Below are 23,892 nucleotides of genomic sequence, written 5' to 3'. Positions count from 1 at the left end.
GGTGAACCGGGCCGGTCGGCGTTGTTAGGGTGCCCCGATGCTTACCCCGCCGGCCCTGCTGCCCCGGTCGACTCCCGCGGCGACCGGGGTCTCGTCCCGGGCGGTCGCCGCCGTGCTGGACCGGCTCGAGGAGCGATCCGTCGAGCTCCACTCCGTCATGGTCGTGCGCCACGGTCACGTCGTGGCCGAGGGCTGGTGGGCGCCGTACTCGGCCGGACGCCCGCATCTGCTCTACTCGCTGACCAAGTCGTTCACCTCGATCGCGGTCGGCCTGGCGATCGACGACGGGTTGCTCTCGCTGGACGACCGGGTGGTCGACGTGTTGCCCGAGCACGTGCCGGCCGGTGTCTCGGACCAGGCGCGCCGGATCACGGTGCACCATCTGCTGTCGATGACGGCCGGGCACCGTACGGACAGCCTGGCCGAGGCCTGGGAGCTGGAGCCGGACGACCTGGTGAAGGGCTTCCTGCGCGTGCCGTTCACCGAGCCCGAGGGGACCGGGCACACCTACGACAACGCGACCACCGGCGTGCTCGCCCGGATGGTGGAACGGGTCACCGGTCGTGGCCTGCCCGAGCTGCTCGACGACCGCCTCTTCAAGCCGATGGGCGTCGACCACGCCGAATGGGACCGGCTGGCGAGCGGGGCCGTCTTCGGCTTCCACGGGCTGCACCTGACGACCGAGGCCGTGGCTGCCTTCGGCGAGCTGCTGCTGCGCGGCGGCCGGTGGGGCGACCGGCAGCTCGTCCCGCGGGCCTGGGTCGATTTGGCGACCCGGCGGCACATCGGGACGCGGCGCCTCGACGACGCGCCACCGGAACCCGACGGGCTCTGCGGGTACGGCTACCAGTTCTGGATGTCGCGTCACGGCTACCGCGGCGACGGGCATCTGGGCCAGCTGTGCCTGGTCGTCCCCGAACACGATCTCGTGGTCGTGATCACCGCCGGTGGCATCGGTCAGCCGGCGGAGATGCCGGGCGCGTTGTGGGATCTGCTCCTGCCCGGCCTCGACGGCCCGGTGGACGCCCGGGACGACGAGGTGCTGGCCGAACGGCTCCGCCGGCTGTCCTTCACCCCGGTGCCGGGCGCGGCCGCCCCCGCGACCGCGGCCCCCTCGGCCGCCGCGACGATCGAGGCCGCGGCCCCGGATTCGGCGCTGCCCGGCGGTACGGCGGTGACCGTCGAACCGGCGGACGGCGGGTGGCGCCTGCGGCTCGGGCCGGCCATCGAGGTCGCCGCCGGCCACGGCGCCTGGCGGGAGAGCGCGCCGCTGGGCCGCCCGGTCGTCGCCGCCGGCGCCTGGCAGGGCGACACCTTCGTCGCCGACCTCTTCGTCATCACCACCCCGCACCGCGTCCGGCTGGTGGTGGACCCCGCAGCGGGCACAGCGCTGGCGACCTGGAACGCCGTGCCCCTGACCACCGCCGACCTGGAGTCGCACCTGCGATCTCCGCTGATGACCCGGCCCGACGTCGCCTAGAGACTCAGCGAGAGCGCCAGGGCCCCGGCCGTCGTGCCGACGATGAGCTCGTCGGCGACGGCTGCGCACGCGGTGCCCTCGTGGTGGATCGGGATGGTGAGCTCGCCGGCGCCGGTGGCCGGGTTCCACAGGCGTACGGTGCCGTCGTGGCCGGTCGAGGCCAGCAGCAGGCGGTTGCCGGCGCGGATCGGGCACACCGCCGTGACGCGCCCGGTGTGGCCCCGCAGCGCCAGCCGCTGGTCGCCCGTCCGCGGGTCCCAGACGCGGATGACCTGGTCGTCGCCGGCCGACGCGACCAGCTCGCCGGCGGGGGAGGGCAGGACGCAGGCCGCGCGGATCCGGCCGGTGTGGCGGCTGAAGACCGTCTCCTGGCGCCCGCTCGCGATGTTCCAGACGCGCAGCGTGCAGTCCGTGCCGCCCGAGACGACCCGTGGCCCCTCGCGGGTGGTCAGCTCGACCAGCACCGAGATCGGCCCGCCGCCCCGGGGGCCGCGCCGCCACGGGGTGCGGCGACGGCGACGGCCGGTGAACGGGTCCCACAGCCGCACCGTGCCCTCCTCGCCGGCGCAGGCCAGCCACAGATGACGGTTGAGGAACACCGCGCACACTGTGGACGACCACCCCGGCCGTGGCTGCAGCTCGGCGCGCTGCCGGGCCTTGCGCAGCTCCCACAGGCCCACGGTCTCGTCGGCCCCGGCCGAGGCGAGCAGGATCTTCCCGTACGCGAAGACGGGCGCCAGATCCGTGATGGCATCCCGGTGCCCGGTGAGCTCGTCGACCACCTCGCCGGTGGCAGTGTTGAGCAGTTGCACAGTCCCGTTGCCGTAGGCGGCGGCCACGAGATCCCGGCTGCCCTGCCGGATCGCCGCGAGCGCGGTGACCGAGGTGGACGCCGCACCGGTTCGCGGGCCGAAGGCGAAATCGGGATCCCACAGCCGGACGGCGGCATCGCCGACGGTGGCGATCAGCACCCGGCCCTGCACCTCGACCGCGCACAGCCGGCGGATCGGCCCGCCGTGCGTGGCCACGGCCCGCAGCAGCCGGCCCGTCCACGCGTCCCAGAGCCGGATGATGCCGTCGTCGCCGGCCGTGGCCAGCAGCGGTCCGCCGCGGCGGTTCACCGGGCACATCGCCCGGATCGGGTCACCCACCTGGATGGTCAGCAGCGGCGTGCCGGTGGCGGCGTCGCCGATGCGGACCGTCCCGTCGGCGCTGCCGCTGACCACGATGCCCTGGTCGGCCGCGGGCAGCAGGCACAGCGCGGTGACGGCCCGGCTGTGCGCGGCGGCGACCCAGCCCGGTTCCGGCGCGCCGATCGTCCAGTACTGCAACGACCCGTCGGCGCCCGCGCTGATCACCCGGTCGGGCCCGCACAGCACGGCGGCCGAGACCTTCCCCGTGTGGATCATGTTGCGCCGGGTGCTCCGGCCGACCGGCGACCAGACGGTGATGCTGCCGTCCGCGCACACCACGCCGAAGCCCTCGTCCCCGGGCCGGGGCGCCGGCGTCAGCGCCCGGATCTGGTCGGGCTCGCACCGCACGCTGTGCCGCAGTTGCCCGCTCTCCGGGTCCCACAGCAGCACCGTGCCGTCCGCGCCGGCCGACGCCACCAGGGTGCGGCCGTCCATCCGGACCGGGACCAGCTCGACCACGTCGGCGCCGGCCAGCATCACCCGGCGTTGCTGCCCGGTGCGCGGGTCCCAGGTGCGGACGGTGCCGTCGCTTCCGCCGCTGGCCACGATCAGCTCGCCGCTGCGCGCGGTCAGCACGCAGATCGACCCGGCCACGCCGGTGTGCCCTTCGAGCACGGCCCATTCGCGCCGCTTCTGCACGGCGGCCCAGCTCGCCCGGTAGGGCGCGCGCCGGTTGACCGCGACCCGCGAGTCGAGCCCTTCGAGCACAGCCGTCACGCTGAACTGGGCCGCGCGTTCCGACGGCCCGGCCGGCACGGCCTGCGGGGTGAGCCGGAGCAACCGGGCGCGTTGCTGACCGAGGATCGTCCGGGCGTAGTCGGCCGGCGGCACGAGCCGGAGCAGGTCGGCGTAGAGCAGGTACTCGTCGTCCACGAGCAACTCGTCGATCAGGCCGGCGGCGACCGCGTGCTCGGCCAGCGAACGCAGCAGGTACTGGTCGGCTTGCGCCCACCCGTGCGCGCGGCCGTGCCGGATCAGGTGGTCGCTGATGGCCCGCTGGTCGGCCACGGTCGCCCCGCTGAAGCGCCGCTCGCGCAGCAGCGCGTCGTTGAGCGCCTGATGGAACAGCCGGAACCGCGGTCCGGGCCCGTCCCCGCTCGACTCGACGAGGAAGTTGGCGGCCGACGAACGCGCGAAGTCGGCCAGCTGGCCCTGCTCGACCGTCACCCCGAAGCCGGCCAGGAACGTCTGCCACAGCTCGAGCGACAGGCCCGGCGCCTGCGCGTACGCCAGGGCGGTCAGCGCCGGCTTGGCGGCCAGCCGGCCCACCTCGGGCAGCCGGTCGACGTACGCCTCCAAAGCGTCGTCGACGTCGGGGGAGAAGGCCAGGTCCTCCGGCCGCACCGCTACGTGGTCGTAGAGGCCGTGCCGCCGCGCGGTCAGCCCGGCGACCAGGAAGTTGCGGTCGGCCAGCTCGGCGATCCGCGCGGCGACCGGCCCGGCGACGTGGTCCGGCGCGTACGGGTTGCCGGTCCGCTCGTCCCCGACGAGCCGCAGCGTCGCCGACGCGTACGCGGTGAGGTCCTCCACCTCGAAGAAGCGCTCGCTGTCGAGATCGACCACCTCGCAGTCCGCGCCGAACAGCTGCAGCAGGTCGCCGCCGTCGTCGCTGCGCCGCGTGCCCACCACGACCTGGACACCCACCGAGCCGCAGGTCCGGACGACCGGCAGCACGAGGTCCTCGACGATCTGCTGGGCCTGCTCGGGACTGACCGCCTCGTCGAGCGCGTCGATGACGAGGTTGAAGCGGGAGGTACGCCGGTCGGCCAGGCGCCGGCGCAAGGCGGGCGCCAGCTCGTCCGGGCTCTGCGGGATGCGCACGGCGGCGGCCCGCGCGATCTCGACCGCCACGTCCAGCGCGGTCTTGCCCTTCACGTGGACGGCGCAGGCGACCGTGCCGACGCCGGCCCGCACGGCGTCGTCCCCGGCCGGCAACAGGTCGCGGAAGGCCGGGTCCGAGGTGGTCACCACGCGGCCCAGCACGGCCGACTTGCCCACGCCGGGCGAGCCGGTCACGACCAGCACCCGGTCGTCGACCCGGGGCCGGCCCAGCCAGTCCACCACGGCGGACAGGGCGGCCCGGCGCCCGCGGAACCGGTAGCCCGGCTCGGAATCGACCGCCACACCCCGGGACCGGGGCAGCCAGTGCCGGGCCGCCTCCACATCGGATTCCAGCGACCAGCCCCAGGCGGCCAGGGCCGACTCGCCGGCGTCGGCGGCCGACCACCCGGCCAGGTCGTGCAGGTGCTCCTCGGGCAGGGCGCCGGTCGCCTGGGCGACGGTCAGGGCGACGATCTCGCCGGCGCGGCCGCCGACGACCTGCACCCGGCTGATCAGTCCGACGACGGCCTCGAAACGGGGCGACCAGACGGCGGCGCCGACGAAGCCGTCGGTCAGGCCGAGGTCGGGGTCGGGCTCGAGCCGCATCCGGCCGTACGAGAGGGCCGCCCCGACATGGCCGCGCCCGTCGCCGCCGAAGGCCGTGCCGGCCGGGAACCCGAACGCCCACCACCGTTCGCCGACCAGGTCGGCCGCGTCCGGGGCGGACAGGGGAGCCGGCTCGACACCGTGCGGGGCCGGTTCGTCCAGCACCAGCACGGCCACGTCGGTGGCCGCGTCGGCCCGGATCGAGACGACCCGCCGCCGGATCGTCCACGGCACACCCGCTTTGGGGAATGCGACCCACAGCTGGTCGGCCGGGCCGGTCCGATCGTGCGGCACGGACGAGGTGAGCACCCGCCACGGATCGATGAGCACGCCACAGCCCAGCGGACGGTCGCCCGCCGGACGGCCGTACGGATCCGCCGGACCCGCGTGCAGAGCCACTGTCCACGGGTCCCGTCTCGGCCCCGGATTTCCCCCCATTGCGGCCCCCCAGCCGTAACTGACCGTAGTCAACCGGGCCAGCGTAGGGAGACCCGTTCCTCGATCACAATGAGTGACTTCAGATTGGCATGTCCAGGACCTGGGCAGGAACTATGTCACTGAACGTGCACTGTTCATGCTTCAAGTTTCCCGCGCGGCTACGGCGAGTCATGAGTCGATGACACTGACCTCTTGCGTTGCCACGGTTTTCCGATGAGTTATCGAAATATTGCAAGCTGTGGTCGGAGTATTGCGTTCGTGTGAACACGGCTGTCACGATGACCGTCGATCCGTTCCCCCATTCCCCCGGATCGTCAGGAGTCCCCATGCCCCTCACCCGGCGCACCCTGCTGTCCACAGCGGCCATCGGCTCGGCCGCCGCCCTGCTCACCGATCTCACCCCGGCGTCCGCCGCCTCCCCGCCCGGCGACGTCGTCGGCAAGATCAGCGTCGGCTACCAGGGGTGGTTCTCCTGCCCCGGCGACGGCGCCCCGATCGGCGGCTGGTGGCACTGGAGCCGCGACCGTTTCCAGCCGCCGTCTCCGGCCAACACGACGATCGTGTCCTGGCCCGACATGCGCGACTTCACGCACGCCTACCCCACGGCGTACCCGAACCTGGGCGACGGCCGGCCCGCGACGCTGTTCTCCTCGTACGACCAGCAGACCGTCGACACGCACTTCCAGTGGATGCGCACCTACGGCATCGACACCGCCGCCCTGCAGCGCTTCAACCCGATGGGCGACGAGGGCCCGACCCGCGACGCCATGACCACCAAGGTGCGGACCGCGGCCGAGGCGACCGGGCGCAAGTTCTACATCATGTACGACGTCACCGGCTGGACGTCGATGCAGAGCGGGATCAAGGCGGACTGGACGGCGAAGATGGCCGCCCACACGTCGTCGTCGGCCTACGCACGCCAGAACGGCAAACCGGTCGTCTGTGTCTGGGGTTTCGGCTTCGCCGACGACGGCCGCCCGTTCGCCCCGGCCGCATGCCTCGACGTCGTCAACTGGTTCAAGGCGCAGGGCTGCTACGTCATCGGCGGCGTCCCGACCTACTGGCGTGAGGGCAAGAACGACAGCCGCACCGGTTTCGCCGGCGTCTACCACGCCTTCGACATGATCTCGCCGTGGATGGTCGGCCGCACCGGGACGCTCGACGGGCTCGACTGGTTCCTGGCCAATGTGAACACCGCCGACCAGGCCGACTGTAACGCCCGCGGCATCGACTACCAGCCCTGCGTCCTGCCCGGCGACCTGTCCGCCGGCGCGCGCCGGCACGGCGACTTCTACTGGCGCAGCCTCTACAACATGGTCAAGCTGGGCGCGCAGGGCCTGTACGTCTCGATGTTCGACGAGTTCAACGAGGGCAACCAGATCGCCAAGACCGCCGAGACGGCCGCCTCCGTGCCGGCCGGCAGCGGCATCCGCCCCCTCGACGAGGACGGCACCTTCTGCTCGGCCGACTACTACCTGCGCCTCACCCAGGACGGCGGCCGGATGCTGAAAGGACAGCTGGCCCTCACCGCCGTACGCCCGACCCCACCCGTCACCGGATCACCCCCGCCGGCCACCGGAGATCTCGCCGCCGGCAAGGCGGTCAGCGCGAGCAGCGCCAACGGGCCGTACCCGGCGGCCAACGCGGTCGACGCCGACGCGTCGTCCTATTGGGAGAGCGCGGGTGCGTTGCCGCAGTGGTTCCAGGTCGATCTGGGCGCCGCCCAGGCGGTCAACCGCGTCGTGCTGCGCCTGCCCGCCGGCTGGGAGCGGCGCAGCCAGACGATCACCGTGCAGGGCAGCACGAACGGATCGACGTTCAGCACGCTGGCTGCCTCCGCCGGTTACGTCTTCGACCCGGCGGCCGGCAACGCGGCGACGGTCACCCTCGGTGGGGCCCCGGTCCGCTACGTGCGGCTGAGCTTCGCGGCGAACTCCGGCTGGCCGGCCGCTCAGCTCTCCCAGATCCAGGTGTACGGCGGCAGCACGCCCCCGCCGGCCACCGGCGACCTCGCCCGGGGCCGGTCCACGTCGGCGAGCGGGCACACCCAGTCGTACGCCCCGGCCAACGTCGTCGACGGCGACGCCGGAACCTACTGGGAGAGCGCCAACAACGCCTTCCCGCAGTGGGTCCAGGTCGACCTGGGCGCGGCCACGACGGTCGGCGGCGTCGTCCTCAAGCTGCCGCCCGGCTGGGGTTCGCGCTCCCAGACGGTGGCCGTCTCCACCGGTACGAACGGCACGTCGTTCACGGCCCTGTCGGGCCCGGCGGCCCGGGGGTTCGACCCGGCCACCGGTAACACGGTGACCGTGACCGGATCGGCGGTGGCCGCGCGGTACGTCCGGGTGACCGTCACGGCCAACAGCGCCTGGCCGGCCGGCCAGCTTTCCGGACTGGAGGTCTACTCCGGCTGAGCCCTGTGGAGGGGGCCCTGTGAAGCGTCGGGGCGCTCAGCGTTGGCGAAGCGGGCGGGGCGCAGGTCGGCGAGCTCGTCCGCTTCGGCCCCGTCCACCAGCTCCGACGTGATGAGCCGGGCCACGCTCGGAGCCAGGGTGATGCCGGAATGCATGACAGCCAAGTAGGCGCCGAGGACCCCGGGCACCGGACCGATCACGGGCAGTCCGTCGGCCGGCATGGGTCGTGCTCCCACGCGGACGCCGAGCAGGCGGATGTCGTCCGAACCGAAGGTGGCGACGAGGCGGCGCCGCATCTGTTCGCCGGCCTGCCGCAAAGCGTCGTGGTCGGACTCGCCGTGGTAGGCGGCCGGCACCAGCAGCTCGCCCTCGGCGGCTTCCCGTATCTCCAGATCCGGACCGACGATCAGCGTGCGAACCAGGCCCGGGGGCGCGGCGAAACGCATGAGGAGGGCCGGCGACGGCGCCACGGGCAGATCGAAGCCTAGCGCCCGGCCCCGCACCGGCGCGTCGACGCCGGCCGCGACCACGACGGTGTCGGCGCCGACGCGCCCGGCGGAAGACTCCACGCCGACGACCCGCCCCTCGCCCAGAACGAGCCCGGTGACGACGGTGCCCGTCATCAGACGCGCGCCGTGGCCCTGAGCCGCCCGGGCGACGGCCTGGGTCACGGCCACCGGGTCGACGGCGCCGTGACGCTCGAGGTGGACGGCCCGCGCGGGCGGCCCGACCAGGTGCGGCTCGACGCGGCCGGCCTCGACGAGGCGCTCGCCGTCCCCGGACGCCTGCTCCGCGCCCAGCAACAGGGCGCCGTGCCACCGGACCCGGACGCCGGGCACGTCCTCGTCCCATCGCCGCCAGGCCCGCAGGGTGTGGCGCCGCAGGGCCGAACTGGCATCCGGCACCTCGCCGGGGCGGGGCTCGCCGATCCAGGCGAACGAGTCGGCGGTGACCCCCGACCCGGGCAGCCCCTTGTCGATCAGCGCCACCTGGGCGCCCGCCCGCGCGGCCTCGTACGCCACCGCGGCCCCGACGATCCCCGCGCCCACGACAACGATCCGTGTCACGACGTCACCCGAGCCGCCCTGGAAACAGTCCCCGCTCGACCGGGACGGACCGGGCCGAGCTCACTCGTGTTTCCTGTCCGAGATGCACGCGGGCCAGCCTCTCACGCCACCGTCCGCGAGTCCCGGCTCAAAGAGCGTCCACAACCCTGTGCTGCGGCGGGGGCGTGGCGGCCCGAGGTGCATGTCAGCCTGCCCGCTACGCGGCCGCCCGGCGCTGCTGCACGCGCGGGGGCGGCTGCCACACGCGGAGGTGGGTCGAACATGCGCTGACAGACACCGATGGCGGGCCGGTCTGCACCTGGCCGGAGAGAACTGGGACGGTTTGCTGGTTGGATACGCCAATCCGGGCCGCCCCGCCGACCCGCCCCGCCACGAAGCCGACGGCGCCGTCCTCTTCTTCCGCCGCCATCTCCCACCACGAAGCTGAGGGCAAAGCAGGGACAGCCGCCAGGACGAGACGCACGGGGGCTGCGCGGGGGACCGGCGATGGTCCAGGCGAATGCCGGCCGATGGCCGTGAGTCGGCACGCCGCGTCCGGCTCCGCTGCCGGGCCCGTTCAGGTGGGTAGTCCGACCGCGGCCAGGCTCGATGTCCACAAGCGGGCGGCGCGGTCCGGGTTCGTGGAGCGGGGGGTGGCCCGGAACAGGGCCCGCCCGGCGAAGTAGCCGCCGGGGATCCGGGCCGCCGGGTCGGTGGCCAGCCAGACCAGGGTGTCGGCGCCCTCGGCCGGTGGGCGGAACAGGCCGGGGGCGAGGCGGGCCGCGCTGAACGCCGGGCTCGTCGTTCCGAAGCCGCTGTGGATCAGGCCGGGGAAGTAGCAGGTCGGCACGATTCCGGAGGCCGTCCAGCGGCGGGCCGCCTCGACCGTGAACAGGATGTTGGCCTGTTTGCTGGCGCCGTACGCGAGCCAGCGCAGATGCTGGCGGCGGCCGGGGCGGTCGACGTCGAGGGCGCCCCACGCCTCGGCGATCGACGACGTCGTGACGATCAGGGCGGGTGACTCCGGGGTGACGGCCGCGCGGAGACGATCGAGCAGCAGGTGGGTGAGCAGGAAACCGGCCAGGTGGTTGATCTGCATCGTCGGGTCGTGGCCGTCGGCGGTGAGCGGGCGGACGGCGGTGAGCAGGCCGGCGTTGCCGGCGAGCACGTGCACGCGTTCGTGGTCGGCGGCTATCCGGGCGCCGGTCGCTCGCACCTCGTCGAGCACGGCGAAGTCGGCGCGGTAGGCCGGTGGTGTGCGGCCGCCTGCCTCGCGCACGGCGGCCACCGCGTCGGCCAGGCGTCCCGGGTCACGGCCGAGCAGGATCACCTCGTCGCCGCGGTGGGCGAGCGAGACGGCCGCGGCCCGGCCGATCCCCGAGCTGGCGCCGGTCACAACCACGGTCCGGGGCATTCCCCGACCCTATCGATCATGATGGAGCCGTGACGAGATCTCAGCGATCATGACGGGACGGTGGACGCGCGTGGCAGCCGGCGCCGCGGCGTTGGCGGTGACGGCCGGGGCCGTGGTCATGCTGATCGCGTTGGTGGCGCCGGCCGGGTCGTGGTGGGACGGGTATGTCAGTGAGGCCGGCACGGCCGGTCAGCCGTACGCGATCCCGTACCGCAGTGGTCTGGTCGTGCTCGCGGCGGGCGTCGGGCTGCTCGGCTGGGCGCTGCGCGACCTGCGCCTGGTCGGCGGGTGCCTGCTGGTCTCGTCGCTGCTGGCAGCCACCTCGGGCCTGGTCGCGTGCAGCGACACGTGCCCGCTGCCGCCCTACGAGCCGTCCACGGCGGCCGACATCGTCCACGCCTTGGCCAGCGTGGCCGGCATGATCGTGCTGGCCGGGGCGATGGCCGCCGTCTGGTTCGCGCGCCCGCGGCCGGCGATGACCCGGCTGGCCGCCGTCGGCGTCGTGCTGATCGTTCCGCTCGGCGCCGCCCTCGGCCTGACCATGCTCTTCGTCGGGCGAAGCGACTTCGGCGCGGTGGTCGAGCGCCTCGTACTGGTGGTCGCCGTCTCCTGGCTCGTCGGCACCGGCCTGACAGCCGGCGTCCTCCCACCGGATCCGCGAACGATGCCGGACCGGCGAACGAGCGCGGACCGGGGAACAAGCCCGGACCGGGGAACGAAACCGGACCGGCGCACGAAGCCGGAGGGTGCCGGCCGGGTCAGGAGCGGGATCCGGCGGTGGATTCCTTGACGGCGATCGTGTAGCGGTTCTTGCCGGCCGCCTTCGCCGCGTACATCGCCTCGTCGGCCGCGTGGACCAGGCGCTGCGCGTTCTCACCCGGGTCGCCGGCGGCGACGGCCACCCCGACGCTGCAGCTGATCGTCACCGGCTGACCGTCGATGTCGAACGGGGCCCGCAGGCAGCTCACGATGCGCTCGGCGACGGCCTCGACGGCGGCGCCCGGTGTGGCGGCCAGCACGGCGAACTCGTCGCCGCCCAGGCGGGCCACGGTGTCCCCGGACCGGGCGCACTGCAGCAGCCGGGCCGCCGTCTCGATGAGCAGCGTGTCGCCGGCGCTGTGCCCGAGCCCGTCGTTGACCGCCTTGAAGCCGTCCAGGTCGATGAAGAAGACGGCGAGCGGCTGGCCCAGGGATTCCTCGAGGCGCTCATGGAACAGGGTGCGGTTGGGCAGCGAGGTGAGCGCGTCGTGCATCGCCAGGTGCCGCAACTCGTCCTCGCGATCGAGCAACCGCGCCTCGACGGACTTGCGCCGTTCGATGTCGTACCGCAGGGCCGCGGTCGCGTCGGCCACCCGCTTGAGCGCGCGCCGGCGGGAGTCGGCCAGGATCCCGGCCAGCGCGGTGACCAGCAGCCCGATGGCGAGGGTGGCGAACGGCAGCCGGCGGTCGGTGTTGCTGATCAGCCGCTCGGTGGGCTGCACCGAGATCTGCCATTCCCGCTCACCGACGAGGACGGTCCGTTCGCGGCGCAGGCCCGCGTCCGGCAGCAGCGGGGCGGGCTCCCTGGTCGAGGCGAAGGGGGTCACCGACGGCCCGTCGAGGTCGCTCAGCGTCACCTTGACCAGCTCACCGGCGTACGCGTGCAGGGTCTCCTCGACGAAGTCGCCGCCGCGCATCGACAGGATCATCCAGCCCAGGAACTGGCCGTCGGCCGGCGTACCGGCGGCGCCGGTGACCGGGGCGGCCAGCAGGAAGGACTGCTGACGGTAGGCGTTGGGCAGGGCGCGGTCCTTGAGCAGAACGTACGGGTGGCTCGCGGTGACCTCCCCGCTGGCCCGGGCGAACCGCAGGGCCGCGGCGGGCTCGGGGGCCTGGCTGAGGTCACGCCCGGTGGCCGAGGTGACGTGGTCCAGGGCTCGGCTGTAGATCAGAAAAAGGTGGTCGGTCGCGTTCCCGACGGTCTGCAGCCGCAGGTCGTCGGCCCCGCGGGCCCGCCAGTAGCGCTGTACGGCCGGCGCCTCGGCCGCCTGAGCGGGTACGACGAACCCGACCGCGCTGGCGCCCGGCAGACGGTCGCGGCTCAGCCGGGAGGTGATCGTGTCGAAGTCGATGGCGTTGAACTGCGTCTGCGAGCCGACCGCGACGGTCATGTCGGCCAGGGTCTCGGTGTAGCGGGACGCCTCGTTGGCGACCGCCCGCTGGATCGCGTCGGCGTTGTGGTCCATCAGCAGCGCCGCGTGCTCGCGCTGCACCCGGCTGACGCCCAGGGTGGCCAGGGCCGTCGCGACGCCTCCGCCCACCAGGACGGCGAGCACCAGGGCGACGCCGAGCCAACGGCGTGGGCCGGTTGCCATCATGCGGGTCCTCGGGGTCGCGGGCGGGCGTCCCCCTCTTATTCGGCGGGTTTCGGCCCGGCATGAGGGTGCCGCCGGGGCGGCACCCTCACAACGTCAGACCAGGCCGTTCTCGCTGAGCCAGCCCTTGGCCACGGAGGCCGTGTCCTGCTTGTCGAGCTGCACCTTGGCCAGCGTCGTGGTCAGGTTCTCGGTCGTCAGCTTGGCCGAGACCGCGTTGAGCGCGCCGGTCACGGTCGGGTTGTTCGCCGTGGTCCGGATCAGCGGGATGATGTTCTCGGCCAGGTAGAGGTTCTTCGGGTCCTCCAGCACGACGAACTTGTTCTTCGCGATCGACGAGTCGGTGGAGAAGATGTTGCCGACCTGGATCTGATTCTTGGTCAGGGCGTTGACGGTCAGCGGGCCACCGGCGTCGAGCGGCTTGAACTCCTTGAACTTCACCCCGTAGACCTGCTCCAGGCCCTTGAGACCCTGGAAGCGCTCCTGCCACTCCGGTCCCGCGCCGATGGTCAGCTGGCCGGCGACCGGCTTGAGGTCGTCGATCGTCTTGAGGCTGTACTTGGTCGCCGTCTCCTGGGTGACGGTCAGGGTGTCCTTGTCCTCGGCCGCGGCCTGCTCGAGCACCTCGGTGCCCGACGGGAGCACCTTCTTCAGCGCCGCCAGCACGTCCTCGGGGCTGCTGACGCCCTCGGCCGCCCCACCCTTCTGCAGGGCCGACAGCAGCGCGCCGTTGTACTCGGGGAGCAGGTCGATCGAGCCGTCCTGCAGCGCCTTGAGGTAGAGCTCGCGGGCGCCGATGTTGAACTGACGCTTGACCTGCACGCCCTTGGCCTCGAGGGCCTGCGAGTAGATCTCGGCGAGCAGCTCGCTCTCGGCGAAGTTCGCCGAGCCGACGGTGATGGTGCCGGGGGCGGCGCTGCCGCCGCCGTTGTCGTTGGCCAGCGGGTCTTCATCGGCTCCGCAGGCGGTGAGGGCAACGGTGAGCGCCACGGCGGCGCTCACCAAGCTGAATCGGCCAAAACGCTTCATCAAGGGACCTTTCATCGGGAAGCCCGGAGACCGGGCGAGATGATCCAGCGCTGTGCCAGCGCCAGGATCAGGTCGAGCAGGACGGCCAGCACCGCGACGACAATGGCGCCGGCCAGCACTCGGGAGTAGTCGTTGACGGCCAGGCCGTCGATCAGCAGGCGGCCCAGCCCGCCCAGGCCGACCGCGGCGGCGACGGTCGCGGTGGCGACCACCTGCAGCGCCGCGCTGCGGAAGCCGCTCATCAGCACCGGCAGCGCCATGGGCAGCTCCACCCGGGTGAGCACCTGCCAGGGGCGCATGCCCACGCCCCGGGCGGCGTCCACGACGCGCTGGTCGAGGGAGCGCAGCCCGGCGTAGGCCGAGGTGAGGATCGGCGGGATGACCAGCACGGTGAGGGCGATGAGCACCGGGAGCAGGCCCAGGCCGAGCAGGGTGACCATGAGCATCAGCAGGCCGAGCGTCGGCAGGGAGCGGCCGGCGTTGCCCGCGTTGATCGCGATGAACGAACCCCGCCCGGTGTGCCCGATGTACAGGCCGATGGGCAGCGCGATCGCCGTGCCGATGACGAGAGCCAGGAAGACGTACCAGATGTGGGAGAGCAGCAGCTGCGGGATGCTGCCCGAGGTGCTGAAGTCCCAGTGGGCCGCGTCGAACAGGTAGGAGAGATTCACGCCCGGCTCCCTTGGAAGCGGGTCCACGGGGTGACCGCCCGCTGGATCAGCACGATGACCAGGTCGGCCACGCCGGCCAGCAGCACCGACAGGATGACGCCGACCAGGATCGGCTCGATGTAGAAGAGCTGGAAGCCCCGGGTGAACAGCTGGCCCAGCCCGCCCACGCCGATCAGCGCGCCGACGCTGACCAGGCTGATGTTGGCCACCGTGGCCACCCGCAGGCCGGCCAGGATCACTGGCAGCGCCACCGGCAGTTCCACGTCGACGAGCCGCCGGAACCGCCGGTAGCCCATCGCGGTGGCCGACTCGGTGATGAGGAAGTCGACCGACCGCAGGCCGTCGGCGACCGTCCGGGCCAGCAACGCGACGGTGTAGATCGTGAGCGCGACGACGATGTTGAGCGGCGACAGGATCTTGGTGCCCAGCACGACCGGCAGGAACACGAACAGCGCCAGCGACGGGATCGAGTAGAGCACCCCGGCCACGTTGACCAGCGGGTGGTAGAGCCACGGGACGCGGACACCGAGGTAGCCGATCGGCAGCGCGATGAGGAAGCCCAGCACCACCGGGATCAGCGCGAGAACGATGTGCTGACGCAGCGCGGCCAGCACGGCCTCGGAGTTGTTCGAGAGGTAATTGATCATCAGCTGCGCCGTGCCGCGAGGTAGTCGGCCAGGTCGTGGTGCGGCGCGATGCCGTCCGCGACACCGTCGGCGTCCACCCGCACGGCGATGCCCACCGGCGAGAGGATGGCCAGGTCGGCGACCAGTCGCAGGGTGTCGGCGCTGGTGAAGGTGCCGCCGGTCGGTCGTACGCCGTCGGCCGACTTCCAGCCCAGCGGCCGGCCCGCGTCGTCGACGACGAGCTCGGCCGGCAGGGGCCGCACCGGCAGCCCGGCCGCGGTGTCGAAGGAGAGGCTGCGCAGCCCGCGGTCGCGGCCCACGAACTCCGCCACGAAGTCGTCGGCCGGGTCGGCCAGCAGCTCCTGCGGCGTGCCGACCTGGGCCACGACGCCACCCTGGCGGAAGATCACGACTTCGTCACCGAGCTTGATCGCCTCGTCGATGTCGTGGGTGACCATGACGATCGTCTTGCCGAGCTCCTGTTGCAGCCGCAGGAACTCCCGGTGCAGGCCCTCGCGGACGACCGGGTCGACCGCGCTGAACGGCTCGTCCATCAGCATGATCGGCGGGTCGGCGGCGAGCGCCCGGGCCACGCCGACCCGCTGCTGCTGGCCGCCGGAGAGTTGGGCCGGGTAGCGCTGGGCGAACTCGGCGGCCAGGCCGACCCGCTCGAGCAGCTTCATCGCCGCCTCGCGGGCCTCCCGGCGGGTCTTGCCGAGCAGGACGGGCACCGTGGCGACGTTGTCGAGCACGGTGCGGTGCGGGAACAGGCCCGCGTGCTGGATCACGTAGCCGATGCCCCGCCGCAGCAGCGCCTCGTCCTGCCCGGCGACGTCCTTGCCGTCGATGAGCACGCGACCCGAGGTCGGACTGATCATCCTGTTGATCATGCGCAGGGACGTGGTCTTTCCGCAGCCTGACGGCCCGACGAACACCGTGGTCTTACCGGTGGCCAGCTCGAGCGACACGTGATCGACCGCGGTGCCGCCGCCGGGGTAGACCTTCACGACGTCATCGAATGTGATCATGGCGCTCCAGGCTAGCGATTGAATACCACTATTCATACTTCAGGGGTAGTGAATAAGATGTCAAACGTCCTGGGGGAGCCGTTACGGTCTAGAAACACGTGTGATGGTGGCGCTATGCAGGCAGAACGACTGGACGGCCGCAGTTTGACGATGACCGCGCTGCTGGCCGTCGCCGCCGGTCGCTGCGGGGTCGAGGTCGACCCGGTGGCTCTCCGGCGGGTCGAGGGGCGGCATGCCATGCTGCAACAGGCGCGGGCGCACGGGGCAGTCTACGGGGCCAACACCGGTGTCGGGGCCAATCGGCACGAGCGGACGGCCGACGACGCCGAGCGCGCCCTGCGGCTGCTCCGCAGTCACTGCGCGGCGGTCGGCCCCGTGGTCGACGACGTCACGGCCCGGGCGATGATGGCCGTCCGGCTCAACCAGATCCTGGCCGGCGGCTCGGGCGTCTCCCGGCAGGTGGCCGAGGCGCTGGGTGCGGCCCTGCACGACGGCGCGGTGCCGACGATCCACTCCTGGGGCGCCATCGGCACCGGCGACCTGGCCGCCCTGGCCGAGCTGAGCCTGACGCTGGCCGGCGAACGCCCCTGGCGCGACGGCAAGGGGCCGACACCACCGTGATCGGGGCCACCGACGCGCTGCCGATGATCAGTTCCAGCGCGCTCACCGTGGCCACCGCCGCGATCGCGCTGCAACGGGTCCAGAGCCAGCTGCGCGCGTCCGTGGTGGTGGCGGCGCTGAGCTTTCTCGCGCTGCGGGGCAACCCCGAGGCGTACGACGTGGCCGTGCACCGCTACCGGGCCCACCCCGGCCAGGTCGAGGTGGCCCGGCTGATGAGCCGCCTGGTCGCCGGGAGCGCGGCCCCGGTGCGCATCCAGGACCCGTTCGGCTTGCGGGTGCTGCCCCAGGTGACGGCGCCCGCCATCCACGCGGCCCGCTGCCTGGACGACGCGCTCGCCGCCGAGATCAACGCGGCCGTCGAGAACCCGCTGGTCACCCCGGACGGGGTCCGCCATCACGGGCAGTTCCACACGGCGACGCTGGCGTCCCAGCTCGACGCGGTGCGCGGGGCGTTCCTGCCGGTGCTGTCGCTCTCGACCGCGCGGCTCGGTCTGCTCATGCGGCCCGACCTGACCGGTCTGCGGGCCTTCCTCGCGGCCGGCCCGGCCGGCAGCTCCGGCCTGATGATCAGCGAGTACGTCGTCCAGGACCTGCTCACCGAGATCCGGGTCGGCATGACCCCGACCGCGGCCGGCACGCTCAGCATCTCGCTCGGCCTCGAGGAGCACGCCAGCTTCGCCACCCAGGGCGCCCGCTCGCTGCGCACGATGACCCAGCTGGCACCGACGCTGCTCGCCGCCGAACTGGTCGCCGCCGTCCGCGCGCTGCGGATGGCCCCGGGCCGGCTCATCGCGGGCCCGCTCCGGGAGGCGTTCGAGATGGCCTCCGAGGAGCTCGACCCGTCCGAGGACGACCGGCCGCTGGGCGCCGACCTGGAACGCGCGGCGGACCTGCTGCCCGAGCTGGGCGCGGTGCTCGACTACTCGTCGATGGGCCTGAGCTCGTCGGCGTAGCTGACCGCCCGGCGGCGCAGCACGCCCGACCGGCTGATCGAGTACTGCCCCATCCGCCACAGCGGCGGCGAGTACGCGTGCAGGGAGACCGAGCCGTCGACCGCCCCGCCCATCCGGTGGATGTGGTCGGGCCCGAACGCGAACGTCCGCCCGGCCTCGACGACCCGGGTGACCGGCTCGCCGCCCATCCGCGGGGTGGCCTCGGTAACCGCGCCCCGGGTCACGGCGACCGCCCCCGACGACGTGTCGTGGTCGTGCCAGCCGGTGTCGTCCACAAGGTTCCAGCACAGCGCCCAGACGTCGATGTCGCTGTCGCGGTAGACCGACGCGTAGTGCCGCTTGCCGGTGTCGTGCCGCACCAGGTGCTCCCACAGCTCGGGCCGGGCGGCCAGCTCCGCCACCCAGCGCTTGAGCTCCGGCGGGTCGAGCACCCGGCCGGGCAGGGCCGGCAACACGATCCTCGAAGACTCTTCCGTCAGCATCCGCGCACTCCCATCGTTGTCCCGCTCTCTTCGCCGTCGCGCTCTGCGGCTGTGCCGCGCTCTTCGGTGGGACCGCGGCGTCCGGTGAGGAAGCGGCGGGGGTTGGCCTCGAACAGGGCGTGGGTGAAGGCCGCGCCCAGGCCGGGGTCGACGGCTTGCGCGTACGGCCGGTCGGAGCCCGAGACGATCGGGTCGACGCCGACGACGCGGACCAGGGCGTCGACGGCCCGGGTGCCGTACGACGAGGTCTCGTAGAACACGTCCGGATCGAGTGCGCCGAGCGCCCCGCCGCGCGCGGCCAGCCGTTCGTGGTGCAGCGGGGCCAGCCCGGCCAGGGCGACGAACCCGATGCGCAGCGCGGGGTGCCGGGCCCGGCCCGCGACGTGCCAGGCGAGCCACGACTGGTGCAGCTGTGACACGTACGGGACCAGGGCCGGCCACCAGGCAGGCAGCCCCGGGTCGCAGGCCGGCGCGGGGCCGGGGTGCACGAGCACGGGCTTGTCCGCCTTCTCGGCCTCGGTCAGCAGCGGTCCGACGTGGGCGATGCCGGCCGGGTCGGCGAGCGCGGTGGCCGGCAGTTGCAGCCCGGCGACGCGATCGTCGCGCAGCACCTTGGCCAGGCCGTCCGGGTCGAGCTCGGTGACCGGGGCGGCGGCCCACACGTGGAACGGCTCGCCCAGCTCGAGGGCGCTCTCGTGCCAGATGTCGATCAGCTCGACGCCGTCGTGGGCGGGCAGGTGCTCGATGCCGAGAGGGCTGGACAGCGACACCAGAACGCGGGACCGGCCGTCTCGCCGCTCTTGATCATGGCGGCGTTCGACATCGTGAGCGTTCGGGTCCACCTCGTACGGGTCCTCGCCCGGCAGGTGAAGCGTCCACTCCCGCAGATAGGGATAGGTCGAACGGCGGCGCAGGGCCTCGACCAGGCGCGGCGGCCACAGATGCTGATGGCAGTCGAACACCATGGGCCCTCCTGGCAGACGGTTTCACGTGCGGCGCGCATCCGGGTGAAGCGCTTCACTCTGGGGATAAGTGAAGCGCTTCCCTCTAGTTCTCGCAATGTGTTCCCGGGCACCGGGACGAAGCAGGAGCGCGGCCGCCTGTGGACAACTCGGGTGCTCCGGCTTGCCAAGAAGGAAGGTCGCCGCAAACCCCGGGTGGGTGGCAGGCGAGGAGGGGTAGGGGGAGGCCGGGCGGTGTTACTGTCGGCCGGTGTCGAGGCAGCAGGGGCGACGGACGCTGCAGGACCTGGCCTCCGCGGCCGGGCTGTCGCTCGCCGCGACCTCCTACGCGTTGCGCGGCCTGCGCGGCTCGCCGGCCACGATCCAGCGGGTCCGTGAGCTCGCCGACGAGCTGGGCTACACGGTCGACCCGATCGCCCGGGCGCTGGCCAGCGGGCGTACGGGCTGGGTCGGGGTCTCCGGCTCGTTGCGCGATCTCTGGCAGCAGGACTTCTCGGTGCTGCTCACCCGGGCTCTGCGCGGGCAGGGGAGGTTCGCGACGATCGCCGACGCCGATGCCGACCCTTCGCTCGAACGCCGCATCGTGGAGCAGTTCGCCGCGCAGCGTGTCGACGGCGCGCTCGTCTCGCCGGTCGATCCCACGGCCGATTACTGGCGCCTGCTCGACCCCTCGGTCGCGGTCGTGTCGATCGGCGACGCGCTGGTGAGCCGGCCCGGCTCCAGCAGTGTGCTCTTCGACAACGAGTACGGGGTTCACACCGCGTTCGCCCATCTGGCCGGGCTGGGCCATCGCCGCGTCGGCCTGCTCGCGCCCGCGCTGCCCTCGACGCCCGGGCGGCCGGCCCAGCTGCTCGCGACCTCGATCGCCGAGTCGCTGGGCATCGAGCTGGTCGCGATCGCCGCGCCGGCCGCCACCGCCGAGGCCGTCGAGGTGGCGTCGTCGCTGCTGCGGGGCCCGGAAAGGCCGACCGGGGTGTTCTGCCTCAGCGATTCGCTGGCCTTCGCCGTCTACCGGGCCGCCCGCGACGCCGGACTGACCCTGCCCGACGACCTCTCGGTGATCGGCTACGACGACCATCAGCTCGCTGTCCTGGTCGAGCCGGGTCTCACCACGATGGCCTGGGACGAGGACGCGATCGTGGCCGCGGCCGTCGGCCAGCTCGACTCACCCGGCGCGGCGCCGCTGTTCCGCCCCGAGCTGGTGGTGCGCGGCTCGACCAGCCCCGCCCGCTAGCCTGCGGCGGCCCGTCAGCCGGCCCGGCCCGTCAGCCCGCCGCCGGCCAGCAGCTCGATGATCGTGTCCAGGTCGCGGCCGAACGGGCGGTCGGCGGTGCCCGCCGGCAGCGCGGCGTCGAGGGCGTCGAGCCCGGGGCTCCGCGGGGCGCCGAGGCGCTGGGCCTGGATCACCGCCAGCAGTTCGCACGCGAGGACCTCGCGCAGGCCGTTCAGCGCCTCGTCCAGGCACTCGGCCGCCTCGAAGCCGAAGCTCTGCACGTCCTCCTGGCCCAGCGAGGTCTCGATCGCGCCGGTCAGGGCCGGGGCCGCGAACCGGCGCAGGCGGTGGGTGACCGCGGCGGCGCGTTTGTGGACGGCGGCCAGGCCGGCGTGCAGGCCGGGGGCGGGGGAGAGCTGCGGGGCCAGCCCGGTGACCCGCGGGTCGAGCAGGCGGTGCAGGCGGGCCGCGCCCAGGTCGGCCAGGTGGACCAGGGCCGCGGTGAGCGTGCCGAGGGCCGCCGTCAGGTCGGTGCCGGCGAAGCCGAACGTGCCGACGAACTCGCCGTCCAGGTGGGCCGGGGAGTCGGTCACCGCGCTCAGGGCGCGGTCGGCGGCGGCGTCCAGGGCGGCGACGGCCCGCCCGGCCACGGCCAGCGCCGGCGCGGTGACGCGGAACGAGACAGGCGCCTGCAGGGCCCCGGCGGCGCCGTCGCCGCGCAGCGCTCGCAGGCCGGCCAGCACGGTGGCCAGCTCGTCGCTGTCGGCCAGCGCCGGGTGCAGGGGATCGGGGCTGGCCCGGATCGCGGTGTGTGCGGCGGCGGTCCCGGTGACGACCTGGCCCAGCAGGTCGCGGGTGGCCACGCCGGCCAGCACGGCCAGCCCGGTCAGGCCCGGAACACCCTCCAGGAACGCGATGCCCTCCTTGGGCCCGAACGACCGTGCGGTCAGACCGGCCTTGGCCAGCGCCGGCTCGGCGTCGGCCGCGGCCCCGGCCTCGTCCAGCACCTGGCCGCCGCCGAGCAGCACGGCGCCGGCGTGGGCGAGCGGGATGATCTCGCCGGCCGCGCCGCTGCCCCGGGCCGGGATCGCCGGGACGAGGTCGGTCCGGAGCAGGTCGGCCAGGAAGCCGCACAGCTCGGCGGAGACGCCGGCGGCCGGGTGCAGCAAGGTGCGCAGGCGCGCCGCGAGCAGGGCGCGGGCCTGGTCGCGGCGGAGCCACGGGGCCGATCCGACCGCCCGGCCGAGCATGAGGTTGTCCTGGTGGTGGCTCTGGGCGGCGTCGTCCAGCCGCAGGCCCGACATCGCCCCGAGGCCGGTGTTGACCCCGTACACGGTCCGGCCGGTGAGGTCGGCCAGCGTGGCCCGGCGGCTCCGGCTGAGAGCAGCGGTCAGCTCGGCGGCGAGCTCGACCCGGACGGCCCCGCGCGCGACGCCGGCGAGGACCGTGCGGTCGAGATCCTCCGGTCGCCTGATCACCCGTACGGGAGGGGTCGGTCGCATCTGATCGGGAGCGGTCATCGGTAGCGCAGCATCGTGCCCACGTCGGCGGCCTCGGCGCGGGTCAGGATCAGGTGGGCCAGGGCGACGTCGAGGATCGACAGGCCACGGTGCCAGAACAGGATGCGCTCGTCGTCGCGCTCGCGGCCCGGCTTGCGCCCGGTGACGATGTCGCCGATCTGGGCGTACAGGGTGTCCTCGCTCAACCGGCCGGTGTCGACGTGCGCCCGCAGGCTGCCGAACCGGCCCGCCCGGGACTCGCGCCAGTCGTCGACGACCACCTTGTCCATCACGTCGAGCAGGTCGATCTCCACGGCGCTGATCGTGCCGTAGGGGACGACGAACGCGCCCGGCTTCACGGCCGCCGTCCGCAGCAGGGGAGTGGGCTCCTCCAGCCGGGAGGCCTCGACGAGGATGTCGGCGCCGTCGAAGGCCTCGTCGGCGGTCGCGACGGCCCGCACGGGGGTGCCGGTGACCTCCCGCAGCCGCGCCGCGAAGGCCTCGCGGGACTCGGGGCGGCGGCTGGTCACCCGGATCTCCTCGAGCGGGAACAGGCTGTCCAGCATGGTGACGTTGGCGAACGCCGTGCCGCGCGCGCCGACGTGCCCCAGGATCTTCGAGTCGGCCCGGGCCAGGTGCTTGGCGCCGACGGCGGTCATCGCGCCGGTGCGGACCTCGGTGATCAGCGTGGCGTCCATGATCGCCAGGGGAACCCCGTTGGTGGGGTCGAAAACCGTCATCAGCGCGAGCTCGCTGGGCAGGCCCTGCTGGTAGTTCGGCACGAAATCGCCGACCACCTTGACGCCGCTCAGACCGCGCTCGCCCAGCGTGTCGACGTGCCCGCGCAGCACGTTGAAGTGACCGGCGCCGCCGCGGGGGACCAGGTGCGTACGGGGTTCGAACACCGTCTCGCCCCGGCCGTGCGCGGCCACGACGTCCTCCACCGCGCCGATCACGTCGGCCGCGCTCAGGCTCAGGCCGTCGATGTCGGCGCCGTTGAGAAACCGGAGCCAGATCTCCTGAATCATGTCATGCACCCTATAGCCTATGTGTTTGAGAGTATTCAGGTTCCCTGTGGGCGGTGCTGTGAATTCCGGGACGCGATGACTTCCGAGACGCGATGACTTCCGAGAAGCGGCTGGACACCGGTCGCGCGGAGGACTGGCTGCTGGGGCTGGCGCAGCAACGCCGGCTCTCGCCCAGCCAGCGTCAGATCGTCCAGCGCATGCTCGGCCTGTTCCCCGAGGTGGCGTTCCTGTCGACGATCGAGATCGCGGAACGGGCCGGCGTCAGCCAGCCGACCGTCACCCGGCTGGCCACCGCGCTGGGGTTTGCCGGCTACCCCGAGTTCCGTGCCGCCCTGCGGGAGGCTGTGCTCGCGGGCCAGTCCGGCGATCTCACCCTGGACAGGCGCAGCCCGCTGCACCAGGAGGTCGCGAACCTGTCCGGCCTGAGCCGCGAGCTCGACGGCGACCGGATGGCGGCCGCCGTACGCCTCCTGGCCGGCACGTCGCCGCTGGGTGTGATCGGTCTACGGGCCTCGGCGGCGCTGGCGCAGTACTTCGGCTACTTCGCCCGCCGGGTCATCCCGTCGACGTCGGTGCACACCGACGCGAGCTGTCTCGACGACGCCGTCCTGCAGTTGCATCATCAGGGAGCCGGCGCTGTTCTCGTCTTCGCGATGCCGCGGTACCCGGCCGGCACGGTCGCCGCGATCCGGCTGGCCCGGCAGCTCGGCCTGGCCACGGTCGTCGTGGCCGACAGCCAGCTGGTGCCGTTCGCCGACGACGCCGACGTCCTGCTGGTGGCGCCGGTCGGCACCGGGCTGGTCTTCGATTCGCACGCCGCCGTGGTGGTGCTGGCGATCAGCCTCCTCGACGCGATCGCCGGCACCGACCCGCAGCGCACCCAGCGACATCTGGAGGCCCACGAGGCCCTCATCGACCGCTGGGCTCTCTGAACGTCGGCCCTTGCGCGTCCCCTCGAGCCGACCGGATCGGCGCACCAGCCCCGAGATGGATGGCCGGTGGCACGGTGTTGCT

19 protein-coding genes are annotated in these 23,892 nt (G+C 73.2%); 7 read left to right on the top strand and 12 right to left on the bottom strand.

The window, feature by feature from the left end; genetic code table 11:
• The first annotated feature begins 37 nt into the window (after positions 1–37).
• Complete coding sequence (locus tag HJC40_RS28005) at positions 38–1,480, top strand: serine hydrolase (protein WP_250005435.1); 1,443 nt, start codon at positions 38–40, stop codon at positions 1,478–1,480.
• Here HJC40_RS28005 and HJC40_RS28000 read toward each other — a convergent pair.
• The gene (locus HJC40_RS28000) at positions 1,477–5,430 is read right to left on the bottom strand and encodes a WD40 repeat domain-containing protein (protein ID WP_250005432.1); all 3,954 of its coding nucleotides are present in this window, start codon (positions 5,428–5,430) and stop codon (positions 1,477–1,479) included. The genes HJC40_RS28005 and HJC40_RS28000 overlap by 4 nt on opposite strands.
• Before the next feature lie 434 nt (positions 5,431–5,864).
• Between HJC40_RS28000 and HJC40_RS27995 the strand changes: the two genes are divergently transcribed.
• Positions 5,865–7,952, top strand: a complete 2,088-nt coding sequence (locus tag HJC40_RS27995) for a discoidin domain-containing protein (protein WP_250005429.1) — start codon at positions 5,865–5,867, stop codon at positions 7,950–7,952.
• Here the strand turns inward: HJC40_RS27995 and HJC40_RS27990 are convergent.
• Positions 7,940–9,019 carry an FAD-binding oxidoreductase gene (locus HJC40_RS27990; RefSeq protein ID WP_250005427.1) on the bottom strand — a complete coding sequence of 360 codons (1,080 nt, stop codon included), beginning with the start codon at positions 9,017–9,019 and terminating at the stop codon, positions 7,940–7,942. The genes HJC40_RS27995 and HJC40_RS27990 overlap by 13 nt on opposite strands.
• 556 nt (positions 9,020–9,575) lie before the next feature.
• Entirely contained in the window at positions 9,576–10,412 is an 837-nt protein-coding gene (locus HJC40_RS27985) for an SDR family NAD(P)-dependent oxidoreductase (protein WP_250005424.1), read from the bottom strand.
• 70 nt (positions 10,413–10,482) lie between these two features.
• Here HJC40_RS27985 and HJC40_RS27980 point away from each other — a divergent pair, with 70 nt between their 5' ends.
• Positions 10,483–11,202, top strand: a complete 720-nt coding sequence (locus tag HJC40_RS27980; RefSeq protein WP_250005422.1) for a DUF998 domain-containing protein — start codon at positions 10,483–10,485, stop codon at positions 11,200–11,202.
• On the opposite strand, the gene HJC40_RS27975 is transcribed toward HJC40_RS27980, so the two are convergent.
• From HJC40_RS27975 to HJC40_RS27955, 5 genes are all read right to left on the bottom strand, one after another.
• The gene (locus tag HJC40_RS27975; protein WP_250005420.1) at positions 11,171–12,766 is read right to left on the bottom strand and encodes a diguanylate cyclase domain-containing protein; all 1,596 of its coding nucleotides are present in this window, start codon (positions 12,764–12,766) and stop codon (positions 11,171–11,173) included. The genes HJC40_RS27980 and HJC40_RS27975 overlap by 32 nt on opposite strands.
• Positions 12,767–12,862: 96 nt before the next feature.
• A complete protein-coding gene (locus HJC40_RS27970) occupies positions 12,863–13,768 on the bottom strand; it encodes an ABC transporter substrate-binding protein (protein ID WP_250005418.1) in 906 nt (301 codons plus the stop codon).
• 38 nt (positions 13,769–13,806) lie between these two features.
• Positions 13,807–14,466, bottom strand: a complete 660-nt coding sequence (locus HJC40_RS27965; protein ID WP_250005417.1) for an ABC transporter permease subunit — start codon at positions 14,464–14,466, stop codon at positions 13,807–13,809.
• The gene (locus HJC40_RS27960; protein ID WP_250005416.1) at positions 14,463–15,113 is read right to left on the bottom strand and encodes an ABC transporter permease; all 651 of its coding nucleotides are present in this window, start codon (positions 15,111–15,113) and stop codon (positions 14,463–14,465) included. Before HJC40_RS27960 ends, HJC40_RS27965 begins: the two co-directional genes overlap by 4 nt.
• Complete coding sequence (locus HJC40_RS27955) at positions 15,113–16,120, bottom strand: ABC transporter ATP-binding protein (protein ID WP_250005414.1); 1,008 nt, start codon at positions 16,118–16,120, stop codon at positions 15,113–15,115. The genes HJC40_RS27960 and HJC40_RS27955 overlap by 1 nt, the downstream gene beginning before the upstream one ends.
• A gap of 114 nt (positions 16,121–16,234) precedes the next feature.
• Between HJC40_RS27955 and HJC40_RS45525 the strand changes: the two genes are divergently transcribed.
• The gene (locus HJC40_RS45525) at positions 16,235–16,741 is read left to right on the top strand and encodes an aromatic amino acid lyase (RefSeq protein ID WP_284043829.1); all 507 of its coding nucleotides are present in this window, start codon (positions 16,235–16,237) and stop codon (positions 16,739–16,741) included.
• Positions 16,738–17,694 carry an aromatic amino acid lyase gene (locus tag HJC40_RS27950; RefSeq protein WP_308200954.1) on the top strand — a complete coding sequence of 319 codons (957 nt, stop codon included), beginning with the start codon at positions 16,738–16,740 and terminating at the stop codon, positions 17,692–17,694. Before HJC40_RS45525 ends, HJC40_RS27950 begins: the two co-directional genes overlap by 4 nt.
• Here the strand turns inward: HJC40_RS27950 and HJC40_RS27945 are convergent.
• Positions 17,661–18,176: a cysteine dioxygenase family protein gene (locus tag HJC40_RS27945; RefSeq protein WP_250005411.1), complete on the bottom strand. Its 516-nt coding sequence runs from the start codon at positions 18,174–18,176 to the stop codon at positions 17,661–17,663. The two genes, HJC40_RS27950 and HJC40_RS27945, sit on opposite strands and share 34 nt — an antisense overlap.
• Positions 18,170–19,141, bottom strand: a complete 972-nt coding sequence (locus tag HJC40_RS27940) for an amidohydrolase (protein ID WP_250005409.1) — start codon at positions 19,139–19,141, stop codon at positions 18,170–18,172. Before HJC40_RS27940 ends, HJC40_RS27945 begins: the two co-directional genes overlap by 7 nt.
• 247 nt (positions 19,142–19,388) lie before the next feature.
• On the opposite strand from HJC40_RS27940, the gene HJC40_RS27935 reads away from it, so the two are divergent.
• Complete coding sequence (locus HJC40_RS27935; RefSeq protein ID WP_250005406.1) at positions 19,389–20,372, top strand: LacI family DNA-binding transcriptional regulator; 984 nt, start codon at positions 19,389–19,391, stop codon at positions 20,370–20,372.
• Positions 20,373–20,386: 14 nt separating this feature from the next.
• Here the strand turns inward: HJC40_RS27935 and HJC40_RS27930 are convergent, their stop codons facing one another.
• Entirely contained in the window at positions 20,387–21,871 is a 1,485-nt protein-coding gene (locus HJC40_RS27930) for an aromatic amino acid lyase (RefSeq protein ID WP_250005404.1), read from the bottom strand.
• Positions 21,868–22,878: an ornithine cyclodeaminase family protein gene (locus HJC40_RS27925; RefSeq protein ID WP_250005402.1), complete on the bottom strand. Its 1,011-nt coding sequence runs from the start codon at positions 22,876–22,878 to the stop codon at positions 21,868–21,870. The genes HJC40_RS27930 and HJC40_RS27925 overlap by 4 nt, the downstream gene beginning before the upstream one ends.
• A 92-nt stretch (positions 22,879–22,970) precedes the next feature.
• On the opposite strand from HJC40_RS27925, the gene HJC40_RS27920 reads away from it, so the two are divergent.
• On the top strand, positions 22,971–23,810 hold the full coding sequence (locus HJC40_RS27920) for a MurR/RpiR family transcriptional regulator (RefSeq protein WP_250005399.1): 840 nt from the start codon (positions 22,971–22,973) through the stop codon (positions 23,808–23,810).
• Positions 23,811–23,892: the final 82 nt, after the last annotated feature.

The sequence above is a fragment of the Actinoplanes sp. M2I2 genome (genome assembly GCF_023544445.1).
GTDB lineage: Bacteria > Actinomycetota > Actinomycetes > Mycobacteriales > Micromonosporaceae > Actinoplanes.
Note: the sequence above shows the minus strand (reverse complement) of the source record. Positions and strands in the feature narration are given on the sequence as shown.